We start from the raw sequence: 26716 nt of genomic DNA on the forward strand, positions 1-26716 counted from the left end.
TTAGCAGTGCCCGTGATCACGAGATCGCCACGCCGCACCGCCGCTCGCGATGACAACGAAGGCCGCGTAGCCTTCACCCCACCCGCGCACTTCCCGGATGCCGTTGCTTCCCCCGGGGCTGCCCCCGTTTTCCGCGGGCTCAGAAGCGTCACTGGCGCTTCTGATAGCGTGCCCGCTACAAACTCCGGATTCCCAGCGCCGCAGGCGCTCACCATTCCCGGCGCCCCAGCGCCCCCATGTTCCGGAACCTCCCCGCTGACGTGTCCTAACCCTTACGCGGCCCATCACGAAGCCGCTCAGAGGAGATCACACATGATGCGTGCACCCATTCTGAAATCCGCCATCGCGGGTTTCAGCCTGATGTTCTTCGCGCCCCTGGCCATTGCCCAAGACGGCACCGGCGCGGCCACCGAGCAGACTCAAGCCCTCAACATCCCCGCCGGCCCCATGGCCGACGCACTGGATGCACTGGTGCAACAGAGCGGAATCCAGCTCATCTATCGGGATGCCGATGTCGCCGGGATCACCACCGCCGGCGTGCGTGGTGAAACCACCGTCGATGCCGCGCTGGATGTGCTGCTGCAGGGCACCGAGCTGGTCGTTACCCGCGATGCCACTGGCGCCATGGCCATCGGCACACCCAACTCCCTCGCCGATACCGGAGCGGATGCTGGCCCTTTCGCTGAGGGCAGCGCCAGCGCCAATGTGGCCGCGGCGCGTCGTGCCGGTGTTGAAGAAATCATCGTCACCGGGCAGAAGAAGGAAGAGCGACTGCAGGATGTGCCGATTGCCATCTCCGCGTTCTCGGCCGAGGACCTCAACGCCTACAAGATCGAAGGTGGCTTCGACCTACTGAAGGCCATCCCCAACGTCAGCTTCACCAAGACCAACTTTACCGGCTACAACTTCCAGATCCGGGGCGTGGGGACGCAGTCGATATCCGCCACCTCCGATCCAGGCGTGGCCGTGTCCTTCAATGGCACGGCGATTATCCAGAACCGCCTGTTTGAACAGGAGTACCTGGACATCGAGCGGGTGGAAGTGCTGCGCGGCCCCCAGGGCACCCTGTACGGGCGCAATTCCACCGGTGGCGTGGTCAACGTCATCTCCGCCAGGCCGGACCTGAACGCCTTTAGCACTCAACTGAAGTCCGAAGTGGGCAACTACAATACGCGGCGCGGTTCGGCAGTGATCAACATTCCCGTGGTTGAAGGGATGCTGGGGCTACGCGTGGCCGGGGCCTACACCAGCCGCGATGGCTACGACTTCAACACCATCACCGGCAACAGCATCAACGGTCGTGATCTCTGGACGGGTCGTGTGACGCTCGGCTTCCAGCCCACTGACTGGATGCGGGGCAGTCTGATCTGGGAACACTTCAACGAAGACGACAATCGTTCGCGGACGGGCAAGCAGCTTTGTCATCGGGACGATGGTCCCACGCATGTGGGCGCGCAACCCACGTCCGACCCCAATTTCCCGCGCTATGACCTGCTCCTGCCGGCCGTTTTCTCCACCGGCTGCAAAGCGGGGAGTCTGTATGACGACGCGGCTTTCGGCACGCCGAACGGTCTCGCGATCAACTTCGTGCTGGGCATGTTGGCGCTGAGTGACGTCTTTCACATCGGCTTCGACGAGAACGGTCAGCCGACGGCGCCCATCCGCTTCCAGGATCCCTACGACGGTCAGATGCAGTCGCGCGATCTGCGAACGATTGCGTCGTTCCGTGATCCGGTCTACCGGGCCGAGGCTGACCTGCTCAATCTGAACCTGGAGTTCGATCTTGGTCGGGGCCTTTCGTTGCACTCTCAGACGGCGTACGTCGACGACCAAACCTACTCGTTTCAGGACTACAACCGATTCAATACGGTGCCGATTTTCACGGATACCAGTTCGCTCCTGTGGGAGCCTGATCCTTTCAACCAGCCAGGCGTCATGGAGCCCAGTCCCTTTCGGCACCTGGCACCGGGTGGCCAGTTCTGCGATCCGCAGTTGGGCTGTTCCAACACGATTGCGGGCTTCGATATCGCCAGCGCCAGCGCTGAGCAGTTCAGTCAGGAGCTACGCCTCCAATCGGCCTGGGACGGGCCGTTCAATTTCAGCTTTGGCGCGAACTACACAACGTTTGACGTGTTGGCCGACTACTACGTGATGTACAACCTGCTGACCGCTTACGCAATGATGCCGCCGTTCAACACGGGCCGCGGGAGCGGCGATATCAGTCAATGTTTCGCTTCAGGGTTCACAGCCGAGGGACCGGCCGTTCCCACCGATGCGCCGAACTCGGCCTGCCCGTACATTGACCCCAACCCTGTCGATCAGATTGATGGCAACGGGCACAATTACTTCCGCTCCAAGAACCCCTACAAGCTCAACTCCTACGCCGCCTTCGGCGAGGCCTATTGGCAGTTCAACGATGCCGGGAAGCTGACGGTCGGATTGCGCTATACCCGTGACAAGAAGCGGTTTACTCCGGTGCCTAGCCAGGTCCTTCTTGCGCCGACAACCCTGGCGGGCGGCTATGTCAGTCACGGGTATCCGGAGCTGCCCGACATCGTTCAGACCTGGGGCGAGATGAGCGGTCGCATCGGTGTTGACTGGAAGATGGATGCCGCCTTCACGGACGAAACCCTCCTGTACGCCTTTTTCTCTCGGGGCTACAAGGGCGGCGGTGCGAATCCCCCCAGTCCCGGCTTCGCCGTATGGGACGACCTGCTCTCCCGCGGGGTCATCACCGACGATGAGCGCAACGTCTATCAGAACTTTCTGGCCGGTGGTGCCGATGGGTTCCTGGTACTCAACGCTGTTGAGTACGGGCCGACGTTCGAGCCCGAGTTCGTCAACGCGTTCGAGGTGGGCGCTAAGAACACGCTGTTCGGTGGCGCCATGGTGCTCAATGCCACCGCGTTCTTCTACGACTACAAGGACTACCAGGTATCCCAGATCCGTGACCGGACTGCGGTCAACGAGAATTTTGATACCACGGTGTGGGGTGCTGAGCTGGAAGCGGTTTTTGCGCCAACAGTGGATTTTCAGGTTGTGGCCAACCTGGGGCTGCTGAAGACGCGGGTGGACGACGGAGAGCAGTCGATCGACATCATGAATCGAACGCAGAGCAATTCCGATTACATCGTCGTGAAGCCCTGGGTGCAGTTGCCATCCAACTGTGTCGTGCCTACGGATGTTGCTGAATACCGTTTGGCGACCGAGGGGGCGGTGCAGTATTTTCGCTTGTGTGGTGGGTACAACGGTTTGGGCTCCCAGCGTGCGATTGACCCTGCGACCGGGGAGCAGTATGACCCGGCCAACTACCCCGAGCTCAACGGCGGCGCCGGCCTCCTGGCCGACCTCGGCGGCAACGAGCTGCCGAACTCCCCCCGCTTGACCGCCAACCTCGGGGCCCAGTACGGCATCGACATGTTCAAGCACGAGTGGCGGGCGACGCTGCGCGGGGATGTGTACTGGCAGGATGAGTCCTACCATCGTGTCTACAACTTCGAGCCCTATGACCGGCTGAAGTCCTGGCACAACGTCAACCTGGCGATCCGGATGGAGCATCCGCGCTCGGCGCTGGCGATGGAGCTCTATGTGAAGAATGTGCTGAATGACACGCCGATTACCGGGGCCTTTCTCAATTCGGACGACACCGGCCTGACCACCAACGTCTTTACGCTGGACCCACGGCTGGTCGGCTTCAGTATTTCCAAGACTTTCTGATAGTCGGAAGGGCTGCAGCGCTGTGGGGGCGGCCCTCGGGCCGCCCTTTGTGCTTGACGGTGCGGATTCGCCCTGCTCATGCGTCTTAACAAGTAGACGCACGTTTACAAGGCGCCGCCGTCGACGCCAACCATCCTGGAGGTTGTCATGCGCCCATCCCTGCTAAGTGCCGTATCGGCACTGTCGTTTCTGGCCCTGTCCACCGGCGTCCGGGCGGACTACGAGCAATCCACCATCGAGATGCACATCGGCCCGGTGACGTCGGTGGGCTTTGCCACCGTTGAAGAAGCCTACGAAAAGCTTTCCAACCGGGCGAGTGCGCAGGTGCGCACCAACCGTGAGGGCTGGACCGAGATCGAGGACACCGCCAAGAACGTGCTGTGGTCCTTCGTGCCGGAAGACCATCCGGCGTATCCGACGGTGATCAGGCGCACCGTCACCGGCCGTGGCTACGCCATGCAGATCGACATGGACGGCCTGTGTGAAGCCCAGCGCAAGGACTGCGAGAAGCTGATGCGGCAATTGAAGAAGGACAACCAGATCGCCCGCACCCAATTCATCCGCAAACCGCCGCGCGGCGCGGCGGCCAAGGCAGATGTAACGCCGATCGGCAGCCTGATGTCGGCGGCGCCTTAGCGCCTCCGCGCTTGTGCTGGCGCCATCCCGGTCCACCGTTTGAACGCCCGGGTGAAGCTGCTGGCGTCTGAAAAGCCCAGCAGGTAGGCGATTTCGCTGACCGAATGGCGGCCGTCCTGCAGGTATTGGCGGGCCAGGGATTCGCGAGTGTCGCGCAGCAGCGCGGCGTAGCCGGTGCCCTGTTCAGCCAGTTTGCGGTGCAGGCTGCGGCTGGACAGGTTCAGGGCGGTGGCGATGGCGGCCTCGCCGGGGTCGCCGTGGGGCAGCCGTTCGATCAACAGGGTGCGTACACGGCTGACCAGGTCCCCTTTTTGCCGGGTCTCCAGCAACCGCTGCACCACCGCCTCGTTGTGGGCGGCCAGCTCCGGGCTGGCGCTGTCCAGGGGTTGGTCCAAGGTGGCGCGTTCGATCAACAGGTGGTGGGTGGGCTGAGCAAACCGCACCGGGCAGCGGAAGCACTGCTGCCAGGGACTGTCATCCTGCGGTGCCGGTCGTTGCAGGGCCACTTCCAACGGGGCGAACCGCCGTCCCAGGCGGGCACGGCACATAAAAACGAAGACGGCGGCGAAGGCATCCAGCGCCTCCGGTGCTGGGGCGGCATCGCCGTCGCGGGGTTCAATCAGGACGGCGGTGGTAGTGCCGCGGTCTTCCAGCCGCAGGGCGGCGGCATCCGACACCACCGACAGATAGCGCGCGCAGCGTTCAAAGGCGTCGCGCAGGCTGTCGCTGGCCATCACCGCAAAGCCGAGGGCATGGAAGCTGGTCACCGGCGCCCGTTTGGCCGCGGCCAGGCCGAAGGCCGGGTTGCCGGTGGCAGCCACCGCCAGCGCCCACAAGCGGCTGGAGCGGACGATGGGGTAGCGCGCCTGCGGGTCCTGCAGCCAGGTCGGGTCGAGGCCGGCCTGCCGGAACAAGGCCTCGGCATCGCAGCCGGCGTCCTCCAGCGCGCGGCGCACGGCACGGGCCCAACTGGTGAGGGTGGAGGCACTCATCTGGCGGCAACGGTCAAGCGATTGGCGGGCAGGGCCATGCGGAAGGGCGCGGATACAAGGATGCTAGTGGTCTTCACGATACCGGAGTTTCACCATGACCCATGCCGCGCCGCAGATCCTCACGGATGCCGACAAGACGGCCCGCATCAAACAGGTGGTACTCGCCGAGGGCCAGCGCCTGCGCGAGGTGCACCCCTGGCTGAAACGGCAGGACTTGCTGGGTGCCCTGATCATGGCCGCATCCATCGCGGGCATGGTGGGCAGCGGCTGGCTGTACTGGATGGGCGCCATCCCCTGGTGGGTCTGTGTGCCGGTGACGGCCATCTTCGCCAGCTTCATCCATGAGCTGGAGCATGACCTCATCCACTGGATGTACTTCCGCAAGAACAAGGTGGCGCATCACCTGATGATGGCGCTGTGCTGGCTGACGCGGCCGGGCACCATCAACCCCTGGATCCGCCGCAAGCTGCACTTCCAGCACCACAAGCATTCGGGCACCGAAAAAGATCTTGAGGAGCGGGGCATCACCAACGGCCAGCCCTACAGCCTGAAGCGGCTCATCATGATGAGCGACTGGCTGCTGGCGCTGTGGCTGCGCGTGCCGATGATGCCCACCCGCAAGCGCAAGCTGCTGCTGGCCTTCGCCGCGCCGCTGGGCTACTTCCCGATGGGCTGGATTCATCTGGCCATCTGGTACAGCTTCCTGGGGTTCTACCTGGGCAACGGGGCTGCGGCGCTGATGGGCACCGAAATCGCCTGGAGCGCCAGCACGCTCGCCGCCATGCCGTGGATCACGCTGGCCACCGTGGTGTGGGTGGCCCCCAACCAGCTGCGCATGTTCTGCCTGCACTTCGTCAGCTCGTCCATGCACTACTACGGTGACGTCGAGGACGAGAACGTGATGCAGCAGACCCAGGTGCTGACGCCGCGCTGGATGCTGCCGTTCCAGCTGTTCTGCTTCAACTTCGGCGCCACCCACGCCATTCATCACTTTGTGGTGAAAGAGCCGTTCTACATCCGTCAGTGGACGGCGCCGGTGGCGCACCGGGTGATGCGCGAGATGGGCGTGCGCTTCAACGATACCGCCACCTTCGGCCGGGCCAACCGGTTCCAGACCGCGGGGTGAGATTGCCGCATGACGCGCCACGCGTTGACATGGCGAGTGGCGCAGCCCAACTGTCATCGCGACAGATGCAGCCCATCTGTCATCGGGAGAGACGCAGCCCATATCTGTCATCGCGAGGGGCGAAGCCCATACCTGTCATCGCGAGGGGCGCAGCCCCGTGGCGATCTCGCTGTGGAGGGCACGGCCGGCCGGACGAGATTGCCACGCCCGCTGCGCGGGCTCGCAATGACAGGGAAGGTTGCGGGCTCGCAATGACAGGAGAGGTTGCGGGCTTCGCAATGACCAGTGAGGTTGCGGGCTCGCAACGACCAGTGAGGTTGCGGGCGCGTAAGGACATTTCGGCGGCGCGGGGGCGCGCCATAGTCTCAAGCTATCGTGGCTGTCATAAACGGCTCGGCATCCGGTCAAAACCCCGCTAGACTGTCGCCCCTCAGCGCACCGGGGGTGCGGCTGGATGGCACACAACCAACAGGGAACCTCATGGCATTCAATATCGCCGTGCTCAAGGAAACGCGGGCCAACGAGCGCCGCGTGGCACTCGTCCCCGTCGTCGCCGACAAACTGACCAAACTCGGCGCCAAGCTGGCGCTGCAGTCCGGTGCGGGTGACGCGGTCAAGCTGCCCGACAGCGCGTTCAAGAACGTCCATTGCGCCGCCAACCCGCAGGGTCTGGTCAGCGATGCCGACATCGTGCTGGCGGTGCAGCCGCCGTCAGTCGAGGCGGTGGAGGCGATGAAGGAAGGATCGGTGTTGATCTCCTTTATCTACGCCCACAAGGAAATCGAACTGGTCAAGAAGCTCCGTGACAAGAAGATCACCTGCTTCGCCATGGAACTGGTGCCGCGGATTACCCGCGCCCAGGCCATGGATGCCCTGTCCAGCCAGGCGGCGCTGGCCGGTTACTACGGCGCGCTGCTGGGCGCCACCAGCATTGCCCGCATGATGCCGATGACCACCTTCGCCACCGGCTCGATCCGCCCGGGCACGGTGCTGGTGATGGGGGTTGGTGTCGCTGGCCTGTCGGCCATCGCCACCGCACGCCGGATCGGCGCCAAGGTCGAAGGCTATGACGTGCGCCCGGAAGTGAAGGAGCAGGTCGAATCGCTGGGCGCAAAGTTCATTGACACGGGCGTCGATGCCCGCGGTGAAGGCGGTTACGCCCGCGAGCTGACGGCGGAAGAAAAGGACAAGATCGCCGCTGTGGTAACCAAGCACATCCAGGCCGCCGACATCATCATCACCACCGCCGCCATTCCCGGCCGCCCGTCGCCCAAGCTGATCTCGAAGGCACAGATCGACGGCATGAAGGGTGGCAGCGTGATCGTCGACCTCGCGGCCGAGGGCGGTGGCAACACCGAGTACACCCAGCCGGGCGAGACCGTCGTTGTAGGCCAGACCACCATCGTCGCGCCGCTCAACGTGCCGTCTCTGCTGGGCGAGCACGCCTCCGAGCTGTATGCCAAGAACCAGTTCAACCTGGTCGAGCTGATGATCAAGGACGGCGCGCTCGCCATCGACTGGGAAGACGAAGTCCTCGCCAAGGCGTGCCTCACGCACGACGGCGAGATCAAGAACGAAGCGGCCGCCAAGGCCGTTGAAGCGGCCTAATTCAGGAGCATCCCATGGACGCCACTACGGCCATCACGGGCTTTGTCGCCCTCTATATCTTCATGCTTGCCGCCTTCACCGGCTACGAGATCATCGGCCGCGTGCCGTCGATCCTGCATACGCCGCTGATGTCGGGTTCCAACTTCATCCACGGCATCGTCGTGGTCGGTGCCTTGTGGGCGCTGGTCAACGCCAGCTCCACGCTGGAGCAGGCCATCGGTTTCTTCGGCGTACTGCTGGGCGCTGGCAACGCCGCGGGTGGCTATGTGGTCACCGAGCGCATGCTTGAAATGTTCAAGCCGTCCGACAAGAAGAAGGGCTGATCGTCATGAATGCTCAATTCATCATTGATGCGTCGTTCATCGTCGCAACGCTGCTGTTCGTCTACGGCCTGAAGCGCATGAGTTCGCCGGTGACGGCGCGCTCGGGCATCGTCGTGGCCGGGGTCGGCATGGTCATCGCCGTGCTGGCGAGCTTCCTCTACATCGCCGACGTCAACCCCAAGGCTGAACCCTTCCTCACCACCAACGTCATTCTGGCACTGGTGGCGCTGGTGATCGGCCTCGGCTGGGCCTGGTGGAGTGGCAAGAAGGTCGAAATGACCGCCATGCCGCAGATGGTGGCGCTCTACAACGGCATGGGTGGCGGCGCGGCTGCGGCCATCGCGGCGATCGAGCTGTTCGGCCACAAGGCGCACGGCAACATCATCCTTTCGATGGCAGTGCTGGGCGGCATCATCGGTGCGGTGTCGCTGTCGGGCTCGCTGGTGGCCTGGGCCAAGCTGGATGGCCGGGTCAACGGCACCTGGCGGTTCCCCGGCCTGCAGGCGGTGAACGGCCTGATCGTGCTGACCATCCTCGGCATCGGTGCCTGGACCGTCTACCAGGGCGGCAATGTCGGCCCCGAGCTGATCGCTGCCTTCTTCGTCCTGTCGCTGGTCTACGGCGTGATGATGGCCATGCCCATCGGCGGCGCCGACATGCCGGTGGTGATCTCCCTGTTCAACGCCTTCACCGGACTTGCCGTGGGCTTTGAAGGGTATGTGATCGGCAACCCGGCGCTGATGGTGGCCGGCATGGTGGTGGGCTCCGCCGGCACCCTGCTGACGCTGCTCATGGCCAAGGCGATGAACCGCTCGGTGAGCAACGTGCTGTTCTCCAACTTCGGCGCCAGCGGCGGTGACGAACAGGGCGAGATCACCGGCAGCATGAAGCCGATCGAGGCCGGCGATGCCGGCATCAACATGCGCTACGCCTCCAAGGTCATCATCGCGCCCGGCTACGGTCTGGCGGTGGCACAGGCGCAGCACAAGCTGTTCGAGTTCGTGAAGCTGCTGCAGGATGCCGATGTCGAGGTGAAGTTCGCCATCCATCCGGTGGCCGGTCGCATGCCCGGGCACATGAACGTGCTGCTCGCCGAAGCCGGCGTGCCCTACGACATCATTTACGACATGGAAGACATCAACAACGAGTTCAAGGAAGCCGATGTCGCCATCGTCATCGGGGCCAACGACACCGTGAACCCGGCAGCCCGCACCAACAAGAGCAGCCCGATCTACGGCATGCCCATCCTCAACGTCGACCAGGCCAAGCAGGCCTACGTGGTCAAGCGCGGGCAGGGCAAGGGCTACTCGGGCGTCGAGAACGAACTGTTCTTCGCCGACAACACCAACATGGTGTATGGCGATGCCCAGAAGGTGCTGGTGGCGATGATCCAGGCGGTCAAGTCGCTGGATGGTGGCGGTCACTGACCCGCCATCCTGCCGCCGATACCGGCGGTAACAGCAGGCAATCAAGGGCCGGCGGGATGATCCCGCCGGTCTTTTTTTGTCTGGCGGACGTCATCGTCTCGTCATGCCGATCAGGATGCATGTGAGACGTGATGCACACACCGGCATCGCGTCTTGCGGATAAGCTCGACCCCGCCGTACTATCGGCACGAGGGTGAGGTTCACCCTTCTCTAGAACAATCGGGAGATACAAGATGAAGAAATTTGTGGCGGGTGCCATTCTGTTGGCTGCCTCTTCCTCCGCGTTTGCGGAAGCCCCGGGCGGCCCCAACTGCGGCTGGGGCAACATGCTGTTCCAGGGCCAGTCGGGGATCGTGCCCCACTTCCTCGCCAGCACCACCAATGGTACTTCGGGTAACGCCACCTTCGGCATGACCTCCGGTACCAACGGCTGCTCCACGTCAGGCAAGCTGACCTATGGCGGCAAGGCCATGGTGTCGGCGATGCTCGACGAGCTGACCGCCGACGTGGCCGTCGGTGAAGGCGATACGTTGACCGCCGTGGCCGTCGCCTACGGCGTCGCTGCCGAAGACCGCGCTGCATTTGCCGCCATGGCGAATCAGAACTTCGAAGTGCTGTTCCCCAGCGAGAGCGTCACCGCTGATGAGGTGATTGCCAGCCTCGAAGCGCTGATGAAGGCCGACGCTGACCTCGCCAAGTACGTCAGCTGATCCTCGCGGCTGTCGCCCTCGGGCGACAGCGCGACGGTCGTTCGGGCCCGGCATCGCAGGATGCCGGGCCTTTCCATTTGCGGGTTTGACGTTTTCGATGATGCGCACGGTTTTCCTGATACTGTCGCTCCTGCTGTTGCCGATGCCGACGTTGGCCGGGTCAGCCGAGGGTGTGTGGGCGCAGGCGCAGGCGCGCCAGCTGTGGCTGCACGATCAGTGGCTGAAGCTGGGGCACTACAAGGCCGGCGCTTGGCCGGGGTCGTGGCGCAGCCATGCCGATGACGCCAGGTTCTTTCTCGCCGCCGACGGGGCGGTGAACCCCCGAGCTGAGCTGCAGGCCACGCTAGAGGCGCTGCTGGCGCCGGCGGACGCCGGCGATGACCATGCGCAGTGTCGTTTCGTGGCACGTCTGGCCTGGTTGCGGACACAGCTACCGCTGGACGCCATCGCGCAGCCGGACTGTGCAGCGTACCGGGAGTTCCGCAGTGGGGTGCGCGCCGACCGCGCGGTACTGGTGTTCCCGTCCTACTACCTCAACAGCCCGTCATCGATGTTTGGCCATACATTGTTGCGTCTGGATGCCGGCGAACAGGGCGAGGGCGGCGAGTACCTGTCCTTTGCGGTGAACTTCGGGGCGTTGGTCGACCCGTCGGACAACGGGCTGTTCTATGCGTTTCGGGGTCTCACCGGGGGGTATCCCGGCCAGTTCGAGGTGGACCACTATTACAAGAAGATCCGCGACTACAACCGCGACGAGAACCGTGACATCTGGGAATACCGCCTCAATCTCACGGCGGAGGAGACCGAACGTCTCATCCAGCATCTGTGGGAGCTCAAGGGCATCAATTTCGCCTACTACTTCTTTGACGAGAACTGTTCCTACCGGGTGCTCGAGCTGCTGGAGGTGGCCCGTCCGGGGGTGTCGTTGACCGAGCATTTTCCGCTGACCGCGATCCCCATCGACACCATCCGCGCCGTGCAGTCCGCTGGCATGGTCACCGGCCGCCAGTTCCGGCCGGCGCAGGGAACCGTGCTGAAGGCCCAGCTCGACGCGCTGCCGGCAGACCTGCACGATGACGTACAAGCGCTGAGCCAGGATCCGCAGCGTCTGCTGGCCCCGCCGCTGGCGCAACAGGACGCCGCCATGCAAGCCGCCGCGGTGGCCACCGCCTATCGTTACCTGCGGTTCACGCAGACGGGCACCCAGCGGGACCCGGATGCCGCCCGCCGTAGCCTGACGCTGCTGCGGGAACTGCGCGCACGGGCTTCGGCGCTGCCGTCGGATTGGGGCACCCCTGATGCCGGGATTGCGCCGGACCTCGCCCACGGCAGCCGGCGTTTGTCAGTCGGGGTCGGACGTGAGGACGGGGTCCGCCATGCCAGTCTCGGATTCCGCATGGCCCTGCACAGCCTTCATGAAAACCGTGACGGCTTCCCCTTCGGCGCACAGATCAACCTCGGCAACCTGGAGCTGCGGCTGGAAGAGTCCGCCGGGCTCGAGCTGGATCGGCTGGACCTGGTGGACATCGTGTCGCTGAGCCCGCGGGACCGCTTCTTCACCCCCCTGTCATGGGCGGTGCAGACCGGCGTCGAGCGCCAGTGGGTGGCCGGGGATGTCCATCGGGCGGCGCAGGTTAACGGCGGTGTCGGTGCGACCGTCGCGTTGGCGCGTGGCCTGCGCACGTATGCACTGGCGACGGCACGTGTGGAGCACAATCACGGGTTTCGTGACCCATTGCAGCCGGCGTTGGGCGTCCGTGGCGGCGTGCTTGCGGCCTGGGGCCGGCTGACGCTGCACGGCGAGGCGGGCGTCGAACAGTTTGCCAATGGTCGCAACCGCGTCCGCTGGCAGCTACGGCAGAATCTGACGCTGGCCCGGCATCACGCTCTGCAGCTGTCGGTTGACGGTCATGACCAGCGTCTCGGTGAGCGGACGGCGCTGGGACTGCAGTACCACCTGTACTACTGAGGCGGACGTCGACCAATGTCTGCGGCAGGCAACAGTGGGCGCGTCGCATCCGCGGCTGGTTGGCGGCGGCTGATCGGCGTTGGCATGCGGCTCGGCCTGCTGCTGCTGCTCAGCGGATGCACGGGGGTGTTCCTGCAGCCGGACCGCCACCTCTACTTCGCCGATCGTCCGCTCGGCACCCCGGCAGTGTCGGTCGAGATCCCGTCCGCCGACGGCATACGGCTGCACGCCCTGTTTCTGCCGGCCACAACATCGCCCCGCGGACTGGTGCTATTTCTGCATGGCAACGCCGAGAATTTGAGCTCCCATGTGTTTGCGGTGAACTGGCTGCCCGCAGCCGGGTACGGGGTGCTGGTGCCCGACTATCGTGGCTACGGCCGTTCCGAAGGACGGGCCGACCTGGACGGCGCGCACGCCGATGCCGATGCGGCCCTACGCTGGCTGCTGGCGCATGAGCCGCAGTTGCCGGTGGTGGTTTACGGTCAGAGTCTCGGTGCGTCAGTCGCGATCCGCCTGGTGGCGGCGGCCGATGATCGGGCCCGGTTGCGGGCCCTGGTGGCCGACAGTGGTTTCGCCAGCTATCGCGGTATCGCGCGGGAAAAGCTGGCACAGGCCTGGCTGACCTGGCCGTTTCAATGGCTGGCCGCGCCGCTGATCTCTGACCGCCACGCAGCCGTCGACGTGGTGGCGCAGGTCGCCCCGGTGCCTCTATTGCTGATCCACGGCGAGCGTGACCGGGTGGTGCCGATTGCCCATGCCGAGACCTTGTACGCCGCCGCCCGCCCGCCCCGGCAGTTGTGGCGTATTGCGGAGGGCGGTCACATTGACGGACTGCGGCGCCCCCCGCTGCGGAAGCGACTGACGTCGTATCTGGATGAGATGACCGCCCGCCCGGTCGATCCGGTGCCCTGAGTTGCAGCAGGAGATGCTTGACGGCGGGCGATAGCGGCGGGGATCGGGCATCCTCGAGCGATGAACGCGGGTGCCTTCCAGGTGGTGTGGTTCAAGCGCGATTTGCGCGTGATTGACCATGCGCCACTGGCCGAGGCCGCCCGCTGCGGACCGGTGCTGCCGCTCTACGTGATCGAACCCGGGTTGTGGGCCCAGCCGGATGCCAGCGGGCGCCAGTGGGCCTTCGTGCGTGAGTCGCTGCTGGCCTTGCGTGAAGCGCTGGCGGCGCGCGGAGCGCCGCTGGTGGTGCGGGAGGGCGAGATGCTGCCGCTGCTGCAGCGGCTGCGCCGCCGACACGGCCCCTTCACCCTCTGGAGCCACCAGGAAACCGGCAACGATTGGACCTTTGCGCGCGACCGCGCGGTCGCGGCCTGGTGTGCGGGGGAGGGTCTGCGCTGGGAGGAGCGCCGCCAGCAGGGGGTCGTGCGGGCGCTGGCAACGCGCGACGGCTGGGCCCGGCAGTGGCAGGCGCTCATGGCTGAACCCTGTGCCACCCTGCCGGCCCGGCTTCAGCCGCTGGCGGGCGTGTTGCCCGGCGAGATTCCCGACTGGCCGACAGGGCTGGCCGAGGACCCCTGCCCCGGCCGGCAGGCCGGTGGCCGGGCCGCGGCCGAAGCCACACTCCACAGCTTTCTGTACGAACGCGGCGCGGCCTATCCGCGCGCACTGTCGAGCCCGCTGACGGCGGAGCAGGGCTGCTCACGGTTGTCGCCTCATCTGGCCTGGGGCACGTTGTCGATGCGCGAGGTGTTGCAGGCTGCGGTGGCGCGCAAGGCGGCGCTGACGGCGGCCGAACACAGCACCTGGGGGCGATCGCTGAATGCTTTCATCGGCCGCTTGCACTGGCATTGCCACTTCATCCAGAAACTGGAAACCGCTCCCCGGCTGGAATTCGACAACACCCATCCCGCTTACGACGGTCTGCGGCCGGATGTCCCGGATCCGCAGCGGTTCCAGGCCTGGTGCGAGGGCCGCACGGGCTGGCCGTTCGTCGATGCCTGCCAGGCCTTTCTCGCGCATCACGGGTGGCTCAACTTCCGCATGCGCGCCATGTTGATGGCGGTGGCCAGCTATACCCTGTGGCTGCACTGGCGGGCACCGGCCCTGTTTCTGGCGCGCCGGTTCGTCGACTACGAACCCGGCATTCATTACCCGCAGGCGCAGATGCAGTCGGGCGTCACCGGTATCAATACCATCCGCATCTACAACGCCATCAAGCAGGGCCAGGACCACGATCCGCAAGGACGGTTCATCCGTACCTGGGTGCCGGCCCTGCGTGGTGTGCCGGACGAGCGGGTGCATATGCCGTGGAAGCTGGGTGCCGGCGAGCAGCGTCGGTTCTGCCCGGACTATCCGGCACCGCTGCTGGACCTGACGGCCGCCAACCGCGAGGCTCGCGACCGGGTCTGGGCGGTGCGGCGTGGTGAAGGTTTCGGACAGATGGCCGATGCCATCCAGGAGCGGCACGGGTCGCGCAAGTCCGGCTTGCCGAGCGGCGGCGCTCGCCGCTCACCCAAGCCGAAGAGCGCCGCTGATCCGCAGATCCCGATGTCCTTCGACGAGTGAACGCGGCCGCATTTCGCTACTGTGCTGCCCCCGGCGGTGGCACCCTCGTCGGGCGAAACCTGACCGCCAGCGGAATGCCCGCGCCATGGCGGTGGTGATGCAACCGGGCGCACCGCGGGATCGATTTCGCACCGTGGTGGTGCGCGAGGTCGCCGGTTATACACAATCGGGATGGACCGCACGGTGACGGGGGCGTCAAGGGACGGTTCAGTCACATTATCGACATATAGATGCAAGTAATTGAAAAAAATGATGTTTATATGTAATCCAAAGCGTACTTACGCTGCAGTGCAACACGAGGCCGTAAGGGCGCTTCCGCGCGGCGTGTTTTCATGCACAAGGTTATCCACAGGCCATGAGTGAGGCCCGGGTGGCCGTGGCGGTATCAGCGCCGCTGTACAAGACGCTGGACTACCGATCACCGTTCGTCGGCGGGCTCAGCCCCGGCGTCCGGGTGCGCGTGCCGCTGGCCCGCCGCAGTGTCATCGGCGTTGTGATGGCCGGTCCGTTCACCGACGCGCGCCCCCCTGAGGGGCTGCGACCGGTTGCCGCCATCCTTGACGAAGCGCCGGTGCTCCCGGCCGAGTTGTTGCAATTGCTGCGCTGGGCGGCGGCGTATTACCAGCACCCGGTCGGCGAGGTGGTGATGGCAGCGCTGCCGGCGCCGCTGCGTGCCGGTGCCGATGCCACCTGGGCGCCGCCAATGCGGTGGACCCTGACCGAGGCCGGGATTTCGGCGCGCACGACGCTGCCAGCCAATCGGCGGGCCCAGCGTGCCGTACTCGATGCGGTCGCCGCCGGCCTTGCACCGGCGGCCGGTGCGGCCCGTCGGCGCGCTGCCGATGAGGGCTGGATCGTCGAAACGCCCTGCGAGGCGCCGCCGGCACCTACGGTAGCGGCGCCGACCCTCACCGCGGATCAACAGCAGGCCTGGGCTGCCTTCGATGCGGCCGCGCCTGGCGTCACCTTGCTGCAAGGGGTGACGGGCAGCGGCAAGACCGAGTTCTACCTGCGCGCCGCCGCCGAGGTTTTGGCGCGGGGTGCGCAGGTGCTGGTGCTGGTGCCGGAAATCGGGCTCACACCACAGATCACAGCGCGCTTTCGCGAACGCTTCGGCGATGCGGTGGCCGGGTTCCATTCCGGCATGAGTGACGCCCAGCGGACGGAGACCTGGCAGCGGGCCCGCAACGGTCACGCACGCGTCGTGGTGGGCACCCGTTCGGCGGTCTGGCTGCCGTTCCAGCGGCTTGGCCTGCTGGTGGTGGACGAGGAACACGACGTGTCGTTCAAGCAGCACGAGGGGTTCCGCTACTCGGCTCGCGACGTGGCCTGCTACCGCGGCGCGCAGCTGGGCTGCCCGGTGCTGCTGGGCAGCGCCACGCCCGCACTGGAAACCCTGCACAACGTCCGGCAGGGTCGCTACCGGCGGCTCGTGCTGGCCTCCCGGGTTCACGCCGCCGGGCCACCGCCGGTGGAATTGGTCGACCTGCGTGGGCTGCCCCTGTTCGAGGGGCTGTCGCCACCACTGCTGAAGGCGCTGGACCACTGTCTCGAACACGACGGTCAGGCGCTGCTGTTCCTCAATCGGCGCGGGTTTGCGCCGGTGTTGCTCTGCCATACCTGTGGCTGGAGCGCCCCGTGTCCCCAGTGCGACGCTCACCTCACCCTGCATCGGGGGCAGGCGCGGTTGCACTGTCACCATTGTGATTACCAGATGCGGGTGCCGCGCAGTTGCCCGTCATGCGGCGGCGCCAGTCTGATGCCGGTTGGACAGGGCACGGAGCGTATCGAGGCGGCGCTGGCGCAGCGCTATCCCGGGCGGCGGGTGGAGCGTCTGGATTCCGATCGTAGCCGCGGTACCCGTGCACTGGCGACCTTGCTGGACGATCTGCATGCCGGCCGGGTGCCGCTGCTGGTGGGGACCCAGATGTTGGCCAAGGGGCACGACTTCCCGCGGCTGAATCTGGTCGGCATCGTCTCGGCCGACCAGGCCCTGTATGGCAGCGACTTCCGCGCCATTGAGCGGATGGGGGCCCTGGTGACCCAGGTTGCCGGTCGGGCCGGCCGCAGTGGCCAGCCGGCGCGGGTGCTGTTGCAGACCCATGAGCCGGATCACCCGCTGTTGCAGACCCTCGTGCGCCGGGGCTATGACGGCCTTGCCGAGGCGGTGCTGGCCGAGCGCGAGGCGATGGCGTTGCCCCCGTTCAGTCATATGGCGGTGCTGCGGGCGGATGCCCCTGATGCCGCCGATGCGATGGCGTTCCTGCAGGCGGCCCACGGAAGTCTGCCGTTGGCGCCGGGAGTGCAGGCGGCGCCACCGATGATGGCGACCATGGAGCGGCGTGCCGGGCGTGCGCGGGCGCTGATCCTGTTGCAGGGGACGCACCGCAGTCAGCTACATCGGGTGCTGGCACCCTGGGTGCTGACACTCGACGGCCTGCCGGCGGCGCGTCGGGTGCGCTGGTCGATCGATATCGACCCCTACGACACCTTCTAGAGTCCGAAGTACAGCAGCAGCCCGCCGCCGAGGGCGATGCGATACCAGCCGAAGGGGACAAAGCTGTGGCCGGCGATGAAGCCCAGCAGCCAGCGCACTGCCAGAAAGCCGGTGGCCGCCGAGACCCCGAAGGCCAGCGCCAGCTGCCCCCACGGCTCGCGCGCCGCCGCCTCACCGTCGAGCAGCACCTTGAATAGCTCGAAGCCGGTGGCCGCGAACATGGTCGGGATGCCCACCAGGAACGCGAACTCGGCTGCGCGCGGGCGCGCCGTCAGCCCTGCCAGCATGGCGGCGAAAATGGCCGCAGCCGAGCGCGAAGTGCCGGGAAACACGCCGGCCACCACCTGGGCCACGCCCACCGCCACCATCACCGCCCAGGTCACCTGATGCCGCTCCGGCTGGCGCCGCGCCCAGGCTTCCACGGCGAAGATCACCAGGCCGCCGACAATGAGCGCGATGGCGATCGGCTGCACCGTTTCCGGCAGCTCCGCTCCGGCCAGTTTGGCGCTCAGCCCGAGGACCGCGGTGATCAGGAAGGCGCCGCCGATCTGTAGTGCGTAGCGCCGGTGCTCGGCCACCTGCCAGCCGCGCAGCAGCTCGCTGATTCTGGCGCGATAAACCAGGCAGACGGCGGCAATGGCACCGGCCTGAATGGCGACATTGAACAGGTCCGAGCGCCGTCCCAGCCACTCCTGCGCGATCAGCAGGTGGCCGGTCGAGGAGATCGGCAGGAATTCGGTCAGACCCTCGATCACGCCCAACAGCAGCGCGGACAGCCAATCGTTCACGGCGATCTCGTTATGCTCGGAGAATGACGACACAGAATACGGGAAACCCGGCAGCCGCTCCGGTGGTGCTGATCACTGGCGCCGGCGTGCGCATCGGCGCGGCAATCGCCACCACCCTGCATGGCCAGGGCTGGCGGGTGGTGATCCACTGCCGGCACTCGCGGGCGGCCGCCGATGCCCTGGCGAGCCAGCTGAATGCACAGCGCAGCGACAGTGCGCAGGTCTGTGTGGCGGACCTGCTCGACCCGGCGGCGCCCGCAGCCCTGGCCGCGCGGGCGCATGCGGCCTGGGGCCGGTTGGATGCCCTGGTCAACAACGCCTCCAGCTATTTCAAGACGCCGCTGGCGACGGTGTCGGCGGCACAGTTCGATGACCTGCTGGGCAGCAATCTGCGGGCACCGCTGTTTCTGTCCCAGGCCTGCGCGGCGTTCGAGGAACTGCGGGCCATCATCAACATTGTTGACGTTCACGCCCGCCGGCCGCGCGCGGGCTATGCCCCCTACCTTGCTGCCAAGGCCGGCCTGTGGACGCTGACCGAAGCCCTGGCGCTGGAGCTGGCGCCGCGGGTGCGGGTGAATGCGGTGGCGCCGGGGCACATGATCTGGGCGGTCAACTCCGCCATGACCGCCGCCGACAAGGCGGCCGAGACCGCGCGCATCCCGCTGGGCCGGCTGGGCGGGGGCAACGAGATAGCCCGCGCCGTTGCCTTCCTGCTCTCGGATGACGCTGACTACATGACCGGCGCGGTGCTACCGGTGGATGGCGGTTTGCGCCTGGGGTAGGGCGCAGCAGGCGGGCGATGGTGGGCCGGCGCTCAGGTCAGGCTCAGGGTGCTGTCGCCGGCCGCCACGCCGTCGGGCCCGAAGCGGCGCTCGCTGAAGTGCATCGTTCCGCCATCGCGCGGAATCGCCACCACGGTGCTGGCGCGGGTGCCGTAGTGGGGCCCGCGGATGAACGGGGGCGACAGGAAGCGTTCGGTTTCGATGCCGACGCCGGTGTCCGGCAGCTCGGCATCGGCTGCCGGGCGGTCGTCCGCCAGTGCCGGCCAGAGGCTGTCAACGGCCATGTCGGTGGCGCACACGGCTTCCACCCGGGCGCGCAGCCGACGCAGCTTCGGCCACGGCGTATCGAGTTGTGCATTGGAGACGGCGTGTACGCCCGGCGCCAGGCGCGTCACTGTGGGTTCCGGATGGTTGCTGAGGTAGAGCAGGGCAGCGCCGTCCCACAGCAGCAGATTGAAGCCCGAATAGCGCCCGGCGTCGGCCAGCAGCCGGTCGGCATGGGTGGCGGCATCAAGGTCACCGTTGACGAACTCGGCCACCAGCCGGCCGCGAGAGGGGGCGTCGGGTGCCGGCGGCTCCATCCGCCGCACGTTGGTCACCGCCGCCAACCGCCGGCGGGCCGAAAGGGCCAGCCAGCCACCCCCGTGCAGGCCATCCCGGCCGCCGATCACAGTGGGATTCTCGACCCAGGCGGCGGCGGCGAGGGTGGGACGCTGATGAAACTCGTCGCGGTTGGCGGCGAGCAGCAGTTCGTAGTCGGGATGGGCGCGCCAGGCGCAGGCGATCAGGCACATGGCGGGAGCCTGTGGCGCCGGCTAACCGCTGTCAACACGGGCGGGTCTACAGCAGTTGCGAAGCACTACACTAGGTGCCATGAGCAATGAACCGGTTCAGCCCGTGACTGCCGGGAGCCTCCCGGTGCTGCACGTTGCCGGCCTCGACGCCTACGAGGCCGAGGTGTTGGCGGCCTTTGAACGCTGGCGCGATGAGCCGCCCAGCTGGGGCACGCGGCTGCTGGCGCGGCCGTCGGGGCAGGCCGCCAAGGCGGTGCAGGCACTTGTGCCTGTGGACGCGCTGCGGGCGGCACTGTCGCAGGCCAACCGCCTTGCCCTGCGGCTGGATGACCGCAAGGCCATCCTGTCGCGCGCCGGGGTGCACGACCTGACGGCGCTGCGCGCGCAACCGCTGGAAGCGGCCGATGCTTTGGCGCAGCGCGTCCGCCGGCGGGCGATGCTACTGGGCGGCGCCGGTGGGGCCGCGTTCGGTGTCGGTGGCGCAGCGGGCATGGTGCTGGATATTCCCGCGCTGCTGACCTTGGCGCTGCGAACCATCCATCGAACCGGCCTGTGCTATGGCGACAGTGATGACGACCGCGATCGAGAGCGCCTGGGGATCGGCATTTTCGCCCTGGCATCGGCCAACACGCTGGGGGAGAAGCAGGCGGCCCTGGCGGCGTTGGCGCACGGCGACTGGGTGGTCGACGACGCCTGGCGCGACGGCATCGAGCGCGTCGCCGAGCGGGAAATGGCCAAAGAGGCGACCGTGTTCAGTTTGCAGACCCTGGCATCACGGGTCGGCGTGCATCTCGGCAAGCGCAAGGCGGCCGGGGTGGTGCCGGTGCTGGGGGCGGTGGTCGGCAGCTCGATGAACGCCTGGTATCTCCATGACGTGGCGCAGACCGCTCGGCGGGTATTCCAGTGGCGGCGGATTGCCGCCGGACGGGGTCGCTGAGCCGGCGAGGCCGGGGGGCTCCATGATAAATTGTGCGCTGCAACACAATTCACATCGGGACCTGTCATGAATCCTTCAGCCCATCGCGTGGTGATCGTTGGCGGCGGCTTCGCCGGCCTGCATACCGCCAAACACCTCGGCAAGACCGGCTACCAGGTGACGCTGCTCGACAAGCGCAACTTTCAGCTGTTCCAGCCGCTGTTGTATCAGGTCGCCACCGGCTCGCTGACCATCGGTGATATCGCCATCCCCCAGCGGGTGGTACTGCGGCGTGCCCGTAACGTTCAGTGTCTGACGGCCACCGCCTATGACATCGACCCGGCGCGCAAGGTGGTGCATCACGAGTTCGGCGAGATTGGCTACGACACCCTGATCGTCGCCACCGGCGTCAAGCACCACTATTTCGGCAACGACGCCTGGCGCGCCTTTGCCCCGGGCCTGAAAACCGCCGAGCACGCCATCGAGATGCGGCGCAAGATCTTCGGCGCCTTCGAGCGCGCCGAGATCACCGAAGACCCGGCCGAACAGGCTGATCTGCTGACTTTCGTGATTGTCGGCGCCGGGCCCACTGGCGTGGAGCTGGCCGGCGCCATCGGCGAGCTTGCCCACAAGACGATGGTGCGCGACTTCCGGCGCATCGACCCGCAGCGCGCGCGGGTGCTGCTGGTCGAAGGCGCTGCCGACGTCCTGCCCTTGTATGACGCCAAACTGCGCCGCGCCGCGCGCCGGCAGCTCGAAGCGCTGGGGGTGACGGTGATGACCGAAACCCTGGTCGAGGACGTCAGCGCCGATGGGGTTCGGGTCCGTCAGGGCGAACACCGCGAGACCATTCGGGCTCGGACCGTATTGTGGGCTGCGGGGGTGCGGGCCTCCCTGTTCGGCCAGATCCTTGCCGATCGCACCGGGGTGGCACTGGACCGCGGTGGCCGTGTACGAGTGGAACCGGACTGCTCGCTGCCGGGGCACCCCGAGATCTTCGTGCTGGGCGATCTGGCGCGGATGACCGATGCCCGTGGTCGCGAGGTGCCCGGGTTGGCGCCAGCCGCCATCCAGCAAGGGCGCTACGTTGCCACCATTCTCAAACGGCGTGCTGCCGGCAAGGCATTGCCGGGGGCCTTTCGCTACGCTGACTGGGGCACCATGGCAGTGATCGGCATGAACCGCGCGGTCGGTGACCTGCGTGCGTTTCGAACGACTGGCGTCATCGCCTGGTACATCTGGGCGCTGGTGCACATCCGGGCGTTGATCGACGGCTCGCAGCGCCTGCGGGTCTTCGTGCAGTGGAGCTGGAAATACTTCACGCGGCACATCGGCGACCGGTTGGTGACCGGCAACCCGACCAGCACCCAGGCACTCCGCGAGGCGCATGGGTCGGACCGGGTCAAGGACGCGGCTTGACAGACGTCCCTGCTTTCATCGAATCATCATGGTGGAGGCTGCACCATGTTCGATCCGTCGACTGACAAAAGGAGTGCCGTGGACTACGCGGCCAACGAGCTGTACCTGAACCGGGAACTGTCGCTGCTGGAGTTCAACCGGCGGGTGCTGATGCAGGCGCGCGACGAGCGTGTGCCCCTGCTGGAACGACTGAAGTTTCTCTGTATTGCCAGCTCCAACCTCGACGAATTTTTCGAGATTCGCGTGGCCGGCCTGCAGCAGATGGCCGAACTGAACCCGAACACGCGCTCGGCCGACGGTCTGACCCCGGCCGAGGTGCTGTCGGCCATCAGCGAGCGGGCGCATTCGCTGGTCGCCGAGCAGTACCGCATCTTCAACGACGAGATCCTGCCGGCCCTGGAGCAGGAGCAGATCCGTTTCCTGCGTCGCTCGGAATGGACGCCGGAACAGGATGCCTGGCTCCGGAGCTACTTCCATAGTGATCTGCTGCCGGTGTTGTCGCCGATCGGTCTCGACCCGGCACACCCGTTTCCGCGGATTCTCAACAAATCGCTGAACTTCATCGTGCAGCTGTCGGGCAAGGATGCGTTCGGCCGCAATACCGGGTTTGCCATCGTCCAGGCGCCGCGGGCACTACCGCGGTTGATCCAGTTGCCGCGCAACGTGCCGGGCACCGGGCCGCACGACTTCGTATTTCTGTCGAGCGTCATTCACGCCTACGTCGATGACCTGTTCCCCGGCATGGAGGCGGGCGGCTGCTTCCAGTTCCGGGTGACCCGCAACGCCGACCTGTTGGTGGATGAAGAGGACGCGGAAGATCTGCTGGAAGCGTTGGAAGGTGAGCTCAGCCAGCGCCAGTGGGGTGACACCGTGCGGCTCGAGGTTGCGCACAACTGCTCCGAGGCGCTGTGGCAGTACCTGATGGATGAAACCCAGCTCACGGCGGCAGACGTCTATCAGGTCAACGGCCCGGTCAACCTCAGTCGACTGATGGCGGTGCCCGACCTGATTGACCGGCCGGAGCTGAAGTACCCGCCGCACACCCCGCGGGTTCCGAAGGCCCTGAGCGGCGATCTGTTCGCCGCGATCCGTGAACGCGATGTGCTGCTGCATCACCCCTACGACGCGTTTCTGCCGGTGCTGGAGTTGTTGCGTCAATCGGCTCGCGACCCCAAGGTGCTGGCGATCAAGCAGACCCTCTATCGGACCGGTGCAAAGAGTCCGGTGGTCGATGCCCTCTGCGACGCCGCGCGCAATGGCAAGGAGGTCACCGTCGTCATCGAGCTGCGGGCACGGTTTGACGAGGCTGACAACATCGACCTCGCCGAGCGTTTGCAGGAGGTCGGCGCCCACGTGCTCTACGGCGTGGTCGGCTACAAGACCCACGCCAAGATGTGCCTGGTGGTGCGGCGTGAGGAGCCGGGGTCGGATGGCACCGGCGGCCTCCGCTACTACGCTCACCTCGGTACCGGCAACTACCACCCGAAGACCGCGCGCCTGTATACCGACTACGGTTTGTTCACCACTGACCCGGTGATGTGCCGCGATGTGCATGCGGTGTTTCTGCAACTCACCAGTCTCGGCAAGGTGATCAAGCTCAACCGCTTGCTGCAGTCACCGTTCACCCTCAACAAGGGCATGCATGACCGGATCGAGCGAGAGATCGCGCAAGCCCAGGCCGGCAAGCCGGCACGCCTGATCGCGAAGATGAACGCGCTGGTCGAGCCGGAGATTATCCGCAAGCTCTACCAGGCGTCACAGGCGGGGGTACAGGTCGACCTCATCGTGCGTGGCATGTGTTCGCTGCGGCCGGGCGTTCCCGGCATGTCCGAGAACATCCGCGTGCGGTCCATCATCGGCCGGTTTCTGGAGCACCACCGCGTCTTCTACTTCCATAACGGCGGCGCTGCCGAGGTCTGGCTGTCGAGCGCGGACTGGATGGAGCGCAACCTGTTCCGGCGGGTGGAAATCGCCTTCCCGGTGCTCGACAAGGCGCTTCGCAAGCGCCTGGTCGAGCATCTCGAAGCTTACCTTGCCGACACCGCGCAATCCTGGGTGCTGCAGTCCGACGGCACCTATGAACGCCCCGAAGCGGACGACGTTCCGCCGGTGCAGTCGGTGATGATGGAGGGGGGGCTTTAGTCGAGCTTGAGTTTGAAGTCGGTGACCGCGAGGTAGTCGGCTTCCAGTTCCAGGTCGGCCTGTGTCAGCGGGCGTTGCGCCAGCCACTTGCCGCTGCGAAACCCGAGCTTCAGGCCCTTGCGTGCCACGGTGGTCACCACGGGGGGACGCAGGCCCGGCGAGCGGCTGCGGTGCAACAGGACGGCCAGGCGCAAGATGACGGCGAGTCGTCGCAGCGGCGTTTGCCAGTCGGCCGGAACATCGGCCAATGCCTGCAGCGAGAACTTGCCCCGGTGCAGACGGACCAGCGCCGCCAGCAATTGCTGGTCGGTTTGTGAAAAGCCCTGCAGGTCGCCGTGACGCAGTATGTACTCGCTGTGCTTGTGGTAACCGGCATGGGCGATCGTCAGACCGATTTCATGCAGCTGTGCCGCCCAGCGCAGCAGGGTGGCACAGGACCGCGGCTCCAGTTGCCAGCCGGCCTGTAACTGGTCGAGCAGCCGCAGTGCCGTCCGCTCCACATCGGCCGCCTGTCGCACGTCAACGCCAAAGCGCTTGGTCATGGCATTGACCGCTTCGCTGCGGACATCACGATTGGAAAGTCGGCCCAGCAGGTCATAGACCACGCCCTCCCGCAGGGCGCGGTCGGAGGTTTCCATGCGCTCGATGCCGAGAGTATCGAAGACCCCTGCCAGCACCGCCAGCCCGCCCGGGAAGACCGGGCGACGATCGTCGCGGAGGGCCTCGAAGTCGAGCAGATCGACGTGACCGCGGGCGATCACGAGGTCGATCACCTTCTCCAGGCCTTCGCGGGTGATGGCCTGGTCACACCAGCCCTGGCTCATCATCACGCGCCAGGTGCCGCGGATGGTGCCGGAAGCACCGATGGCGACGTCCCAGCCTGCCTGACGATACAGCCGTTCCAGAAATTCCAGTTCGACGCTGGCAGCCAGTCGGGCCTTGCGCATGCGGGCCCGGGTGATCACGCCATCGGCGAAGAAGCGCTGGGTGTGCACGACACAGCCGAGCGAGACCGACTCCATCAGCAGTGGCCGGGCCGCGCGGCCGATGATGACCTCGGTGCTGCCGCCGCCAATGTCGACCACCAGCCGCCGCGGGAGCTCGCGTCCCATCCCGTGGGTGACACCGCCGAAGACCAGGCGCGCTTCCTCCACGCCGGAGATGATTTCCAGCGGGTGCCCGAGCGCGGACTCGGCTGCCTCGATGAAATCAGCGCTGCGTTTCATTCGCCGAAGCGTGTTGGTGCCGACCACCCTCACCTGTTCCGTCGGCAGGCCCTGCAGGCGCTGGCCGAATCGCTGCAGACAGGCGATGGCGCGCGCTGCGGCTTCGGGTTGCAGGCGTTTGTCGCGACCCAGGCCGGCCGCCAGGCGGACCGGCTCGCGCAGGCGGTCGATGACCCGCAGTTCGCCGTCGCCTTTGGCGCGGGCGACCATCATGTGGAAACTGTTGGAGCCCAGGTCGACGGCGGCGACATCGATACTGCCGCTGACCGGTGCGGGGGTGATGATCCGGGTCATTCGGGCGTGGGCCGGGTGGGGGGCTGCACTATAACGGATGCCCGCGGCATCCTTGCGCGCGTTGACCCGACCGACGGTTTCCCCGACAATTCCGCGTCCTGTCATTCGGGCTGGTGTCTGGCCCCATCGGAGTTATCGCATGAAGTTCGCGCGTTGGGGTGTGATCGCCCTTGCCGCTGCGGTCATGGCTGACGCGTCTGCTGCCGGCGACGCCGATGCCGGCCGTGTCAAAGCCAATACCTGCATGGGCTGTCACGGCATCCCGCTGTACAACAATGCCTACCCGACATACCGGGTGCCGAAGATCGGTGGCTTGCAAGCGGAATACATCGAAGCGGCCCTGAAGGCCTATCGCAGCGGCGAACGTCCGCATCCGACGATGCATTCGCAGGCCGCGACATTGAGCGATGCCGACATTGCCGATATCGCCGCATTCATCGCCAATGCACCGAAGCACTGAGGGGGCTGACATGAGCAACTATCTTCGCGTCGCCGCCATGACCCTGCTGATGAGCGTGGGCGTGGCGCAGGCCTCCGCCGATGCCCCCGCGCAGGCCGCCACCTGCGTCGCCTGCCACGGCGAAGCCGGCGCCAAGCCGATTCTGCCCACCTATCCCGTGATTGCTGGCCAGTACGCCAACTATATCGCCCACGCCTTGAAGGATTACCGCTCCGGAGCGCGCAAGAATGCGGTGATGGCAGGCATTGCCGGGGTTCTCAGCGATGAGGACATCAAGGTGCTGTCACAGTACTTTTCGCAACAGGAAGGACCGCTGTATACGCCGAGCGTCGGCCAGTAGGCTGACCCGAGCTTCGAGGGTCCAAGAAAAGCC

Annotated in this window: 21 protein-coding genes; 17 read left to right on the forward strand and 4 right to left on the reverse strand. The window is 66.1% G+C overall.

The genetic code is table 11. The features are described from left to right. The first annotated feature begins 312 nt into the window (after positions 1–312). Both JN531_RS07205 and JN531_RS07210 read left to right on the forward strand, forming a co-directional pair. Complete coding sequence (locus JN531_RS07205; RefSeq protein WP_228348187.1) at positions 313–3717, forward strand: TonB-dependent receptor; 3405 nt, start codon at positions 313–315, stop codon at positions 3715–3717. Positions 3718–3864: 147 nt separating this feature from the next. After that, positions 3865–4353, forward strand: a complete 489-nt coding sequence (locus tag JN531_RS07210) for a hypothetical protein (RefSeq protein ID WP_228348188.1) — start codon at positions 3865–3867, stop codon at positions 4351–4353. Here the strand turns inward: JN531_RS07210 and JN531_RS07215 are convergent. After that, on the reverse strand, positions 4350–5345 hold the full coding sequence (locus tag JN531_RS07215) for an AraC family transcriptional regulator (protein ID WP_228348189.1): 996 nt from the start codon (positions 5343–5345) through the stop codon (positions 4350–4352). The genes JN531_RS07210 and JN531_RS07215 overlap by 4 nt on opposite strands. A 94-nt stretch (positions 5346–5439) precedes the next feature. On the opposite strand from JN531_RS07215, the gene JN531_RS07220 reads away from it, so the two are divergent. From JN531_RS07220 to JN531_RS07260, 9 genes are all read left to right on the forward strand, one after another. Next, positions 5440–6471 carry a fatty acid desaturase gene (locus JN531_RS07220; RefSeq protein WP_228348190.1) on the forward strand — a complete coding sequence of 344 codons (1032 nt, stop codon included), beginning with the start codon at positions 5440–5442 and terminating at the stop codon, positions 6469–6471. 480 nt (positions 6472–6951) lie between these two features. Beyond that, entirely contained in the window at positions 6952–8079 is a 1128-nt protein-coding gene (locus JN531_RS07225; protein WP_228348191.1) for an NAD(P) transhydrogenase subunit alpha, read from the forward strand. 14 nt (positions 8080–8093) lie between these two features. Continuing rightward, the gene (locus JN531_RS07230) at positions 8094–8402 is read left to right on the forward strand and encodes an NAD(P) transhydrogenase subunit alpha part 2 (RefSeq protein ID WP_228348192.1); all 309 of its coding nucleotides are present in this window, start codon (positions 8094–8096) and stop codon (positions 8400–8402) included. Between the two features lie 5 nt (positions 8403–8407). After that, complete coding sequence (locus JN531_RS07235; RefSeq protein ID WP_228348193.1) at positions 8408–9829, forward strand: NAD(P)(+) transhydrogenase (Re/Si-specific) subunit beta; 1422 nt, start codon at positions 8408–8410, stop codon at positions 9827–9829. 233 nt (positions 9830–10062) lie between these two features. Continuing rightward, positions 10063–10539 carry a DUF3015 family protein gene (locus JN531_RS07240; protein ID WP_228348194.1) on the forward strand — a complete coding sequence of 159 codons (477 nt, stop codon included), beginning with the start codon at positions 10063–10065 and terminating at the stop codon, positions 10537–10539. Between the two features lie 97 nt (positions 10540–10636). Further along, a complete protein-coding gene (locus tag JN531_RS07245) occupies positions 10637–12508 on the forward strand; it encodes an Lnb N-terminal periplasmic domain-containing protein (protein WP_228348195.1) in 1872 nt (623 codons plus the stop codon). Between the two features lie 15 nt (positions 12509–12523). After that, positions 12524–13420 carry an alpha/beta hydrolase gene (locus JN531_RS07250; RefSeq protein WP_228348196.1) on the forward strand — a complete coding sequence of 299 codons (897 nt, stop codon included), beginning with the start codon at positions 12524–12526 and terminating at the stop codon, positions 13418–13420. 60 nt (positions 13421–13480) lie between these two features. After that, complete coding sequence (locus JN531_RS07255; RefSeq protein WP_228348197.1) at positions 13481–15025, forward strand: FAD-binding domain-containing protein; 1545 nt, start codon at positions 13481–13483, stop codon at positions 15023–15025. Between the two features lie 355 nt (positions 15026–15380). Next, positions 15381–17522, forward strand: coding sequence for a primosomal protein N' (locus JN531_RS07260; RefSeq protein WP_228348198.1), 2142 nt, complete (start codon positions 15381–15383; stop codon positions 17520–17522). Here the strand turns inward: JN531_RS07260 and JN531_RS07265 are convergent. Then, positions 17519–18310, reverse strand: a complete 792-nt coding sequence (locus tag JN531_RS07265; protein ID WP_228348199.1) for an undecaprenyl-diphosphate phosphatase — start codon at positions 18308–18310, stop codon at positions 17519–17521. The two genes, JN531_RS07260 and JN531_RS07265, sit on opposite strands and share 4 nt — an antisense overlap. Before the next feature lie 23 nt (positions 18311–18333). On the opposite strand from JN531_RS07265, the gene JN531_RS07270 reads away from it, so the two are divergent. Then, positions 18334–19092 (forward strand): SDR family oxidoreductase, encoded by a 759-nt coding sequence (locus JN531_RS07270; RefSeq protein ID WP_228348200.1) that lies wholly within the window; start codon positions 18334–18336, stop codon positions 19090–19092. 32 nt (positions 19093–19124) lie between these two features. Here the strand turns inward: JN531_RS07270 and JN531_RS07275 are convergent, their stop codons facing one another. Continuing rightward, positions 19125–19886 carry an NRDE family protein gene (locus tag JN531_RS07275; protein ID WP_228348201.1) on the reverse strand — a complete coding sequence of 254 codons (762 nt, stop codon included), beginning with the start codon at positions 19884–19886 and terminating at the stop codon, positions 19125–19127. A 79-nt stretch (positions 19887–19965) separates the two neighbouring features. On the opposite strand from JN531_RS07275, the gene JN531_RS07280 reads away from it, so the two are divergent. The 3 genes from JN531_RS07280 (at position 19966) to ppk1 (ending at position 24363) form a co-directional block, all read left to right on the forward strand. Continuing rightward, a complete protein-coding gene (locus JN531_RS07280; RefSeq protein ID WP_228348202.1) occupies positions 19966–20823 on the forward strand; it encodes an EcsC family protein in 858 nt (285 codons plus the stop codon). Positions 20824–20889: 66 nt separating this feature from the next. Beyond that, positions 20890–22221, forward strand: a complete 1332-nt coding sequence (locus JN531_RS07285) for an NAD(P)/FAD-dependent oxidoreductase (RefSeq protein WP_228348203.1) — start codon at positions 20890–20892, stop codon at positions 22219–22221. 45 nt (positions 22222–22266) lie between these two features. After that, positions 22267–24363 carry a polyphosphate kinase 1 gene (ppk1, locus tag JN531_RS07290; RefSeq protein WP_228348204.1) on the forward strand — a complete coding sequence of 699 codons (2097 nt, stop codon included), beginning with the start codon at positions 22267–22269 and terminating at the stop codon, positions 24361–24363. On the opposite strand, the gene JN531_RS07295 is transcribed toward ppk1, so the two are convergent. After that, positions 24360–25883 carry a Ppx/GppA phosphatase family protein gene (locus tag JN531_RS07295; RefSeq protein WP_228348205.1) on the reverse strand — a complete coding sequence of 508 codons (1524 nt, stop codon included), beginning with the start codon at positions 25881–25883 and terminating at the stop codon, positions 24360–24362. The two genes, ppk1 and JN531_RS07295, sit on opposite strands and share 4 nt — an antisense overlap. A 139-nt stretch (positions 25884–26022) precedes the next feature. Here JN531_RS07295 and JN531_RS07300 point away from each other — a divergent pair, with 139 nt between their 5' ends. Both JN531_RS07300 and JN531_RS07305 read left to right on the forward strand, forming a co-directional pair. Further along, the gene (locus JN531_RS07300) at positions 26023–26343 is read left to right on the forward strand and encodes a c-type cytochrome (RefSeq protein ID WP_228348206.1); all 321 of its coding nucleotides are present in this window, start codon (positions 26023–26025) and stop codon (positions 26341–26343) included. Between the two features lie 10 nt (positions 26344–26353). Further along, a complete protein-coding gene (locus tag JN531_RS07305) occupies positions 26354–26683 on the forward strand; it encodes a c-type cytochrome (RefSeq protein ID WP_228348207.1) in 330 nt (109 codons plus the stop codon). Positions 26684–26716: the final 33 nt, after the last annotated feature.

Source organism: Flagellatimonas centrodinii (assembly GCF_016918765.2).
GTDB classification, from domain to species: Bacteria; Pseudomonadota; Gammaproteobacteria; order Nevskiales; family Nevskiaceae; genus Polycyclovorans; species Polycyclovorans centrodinii.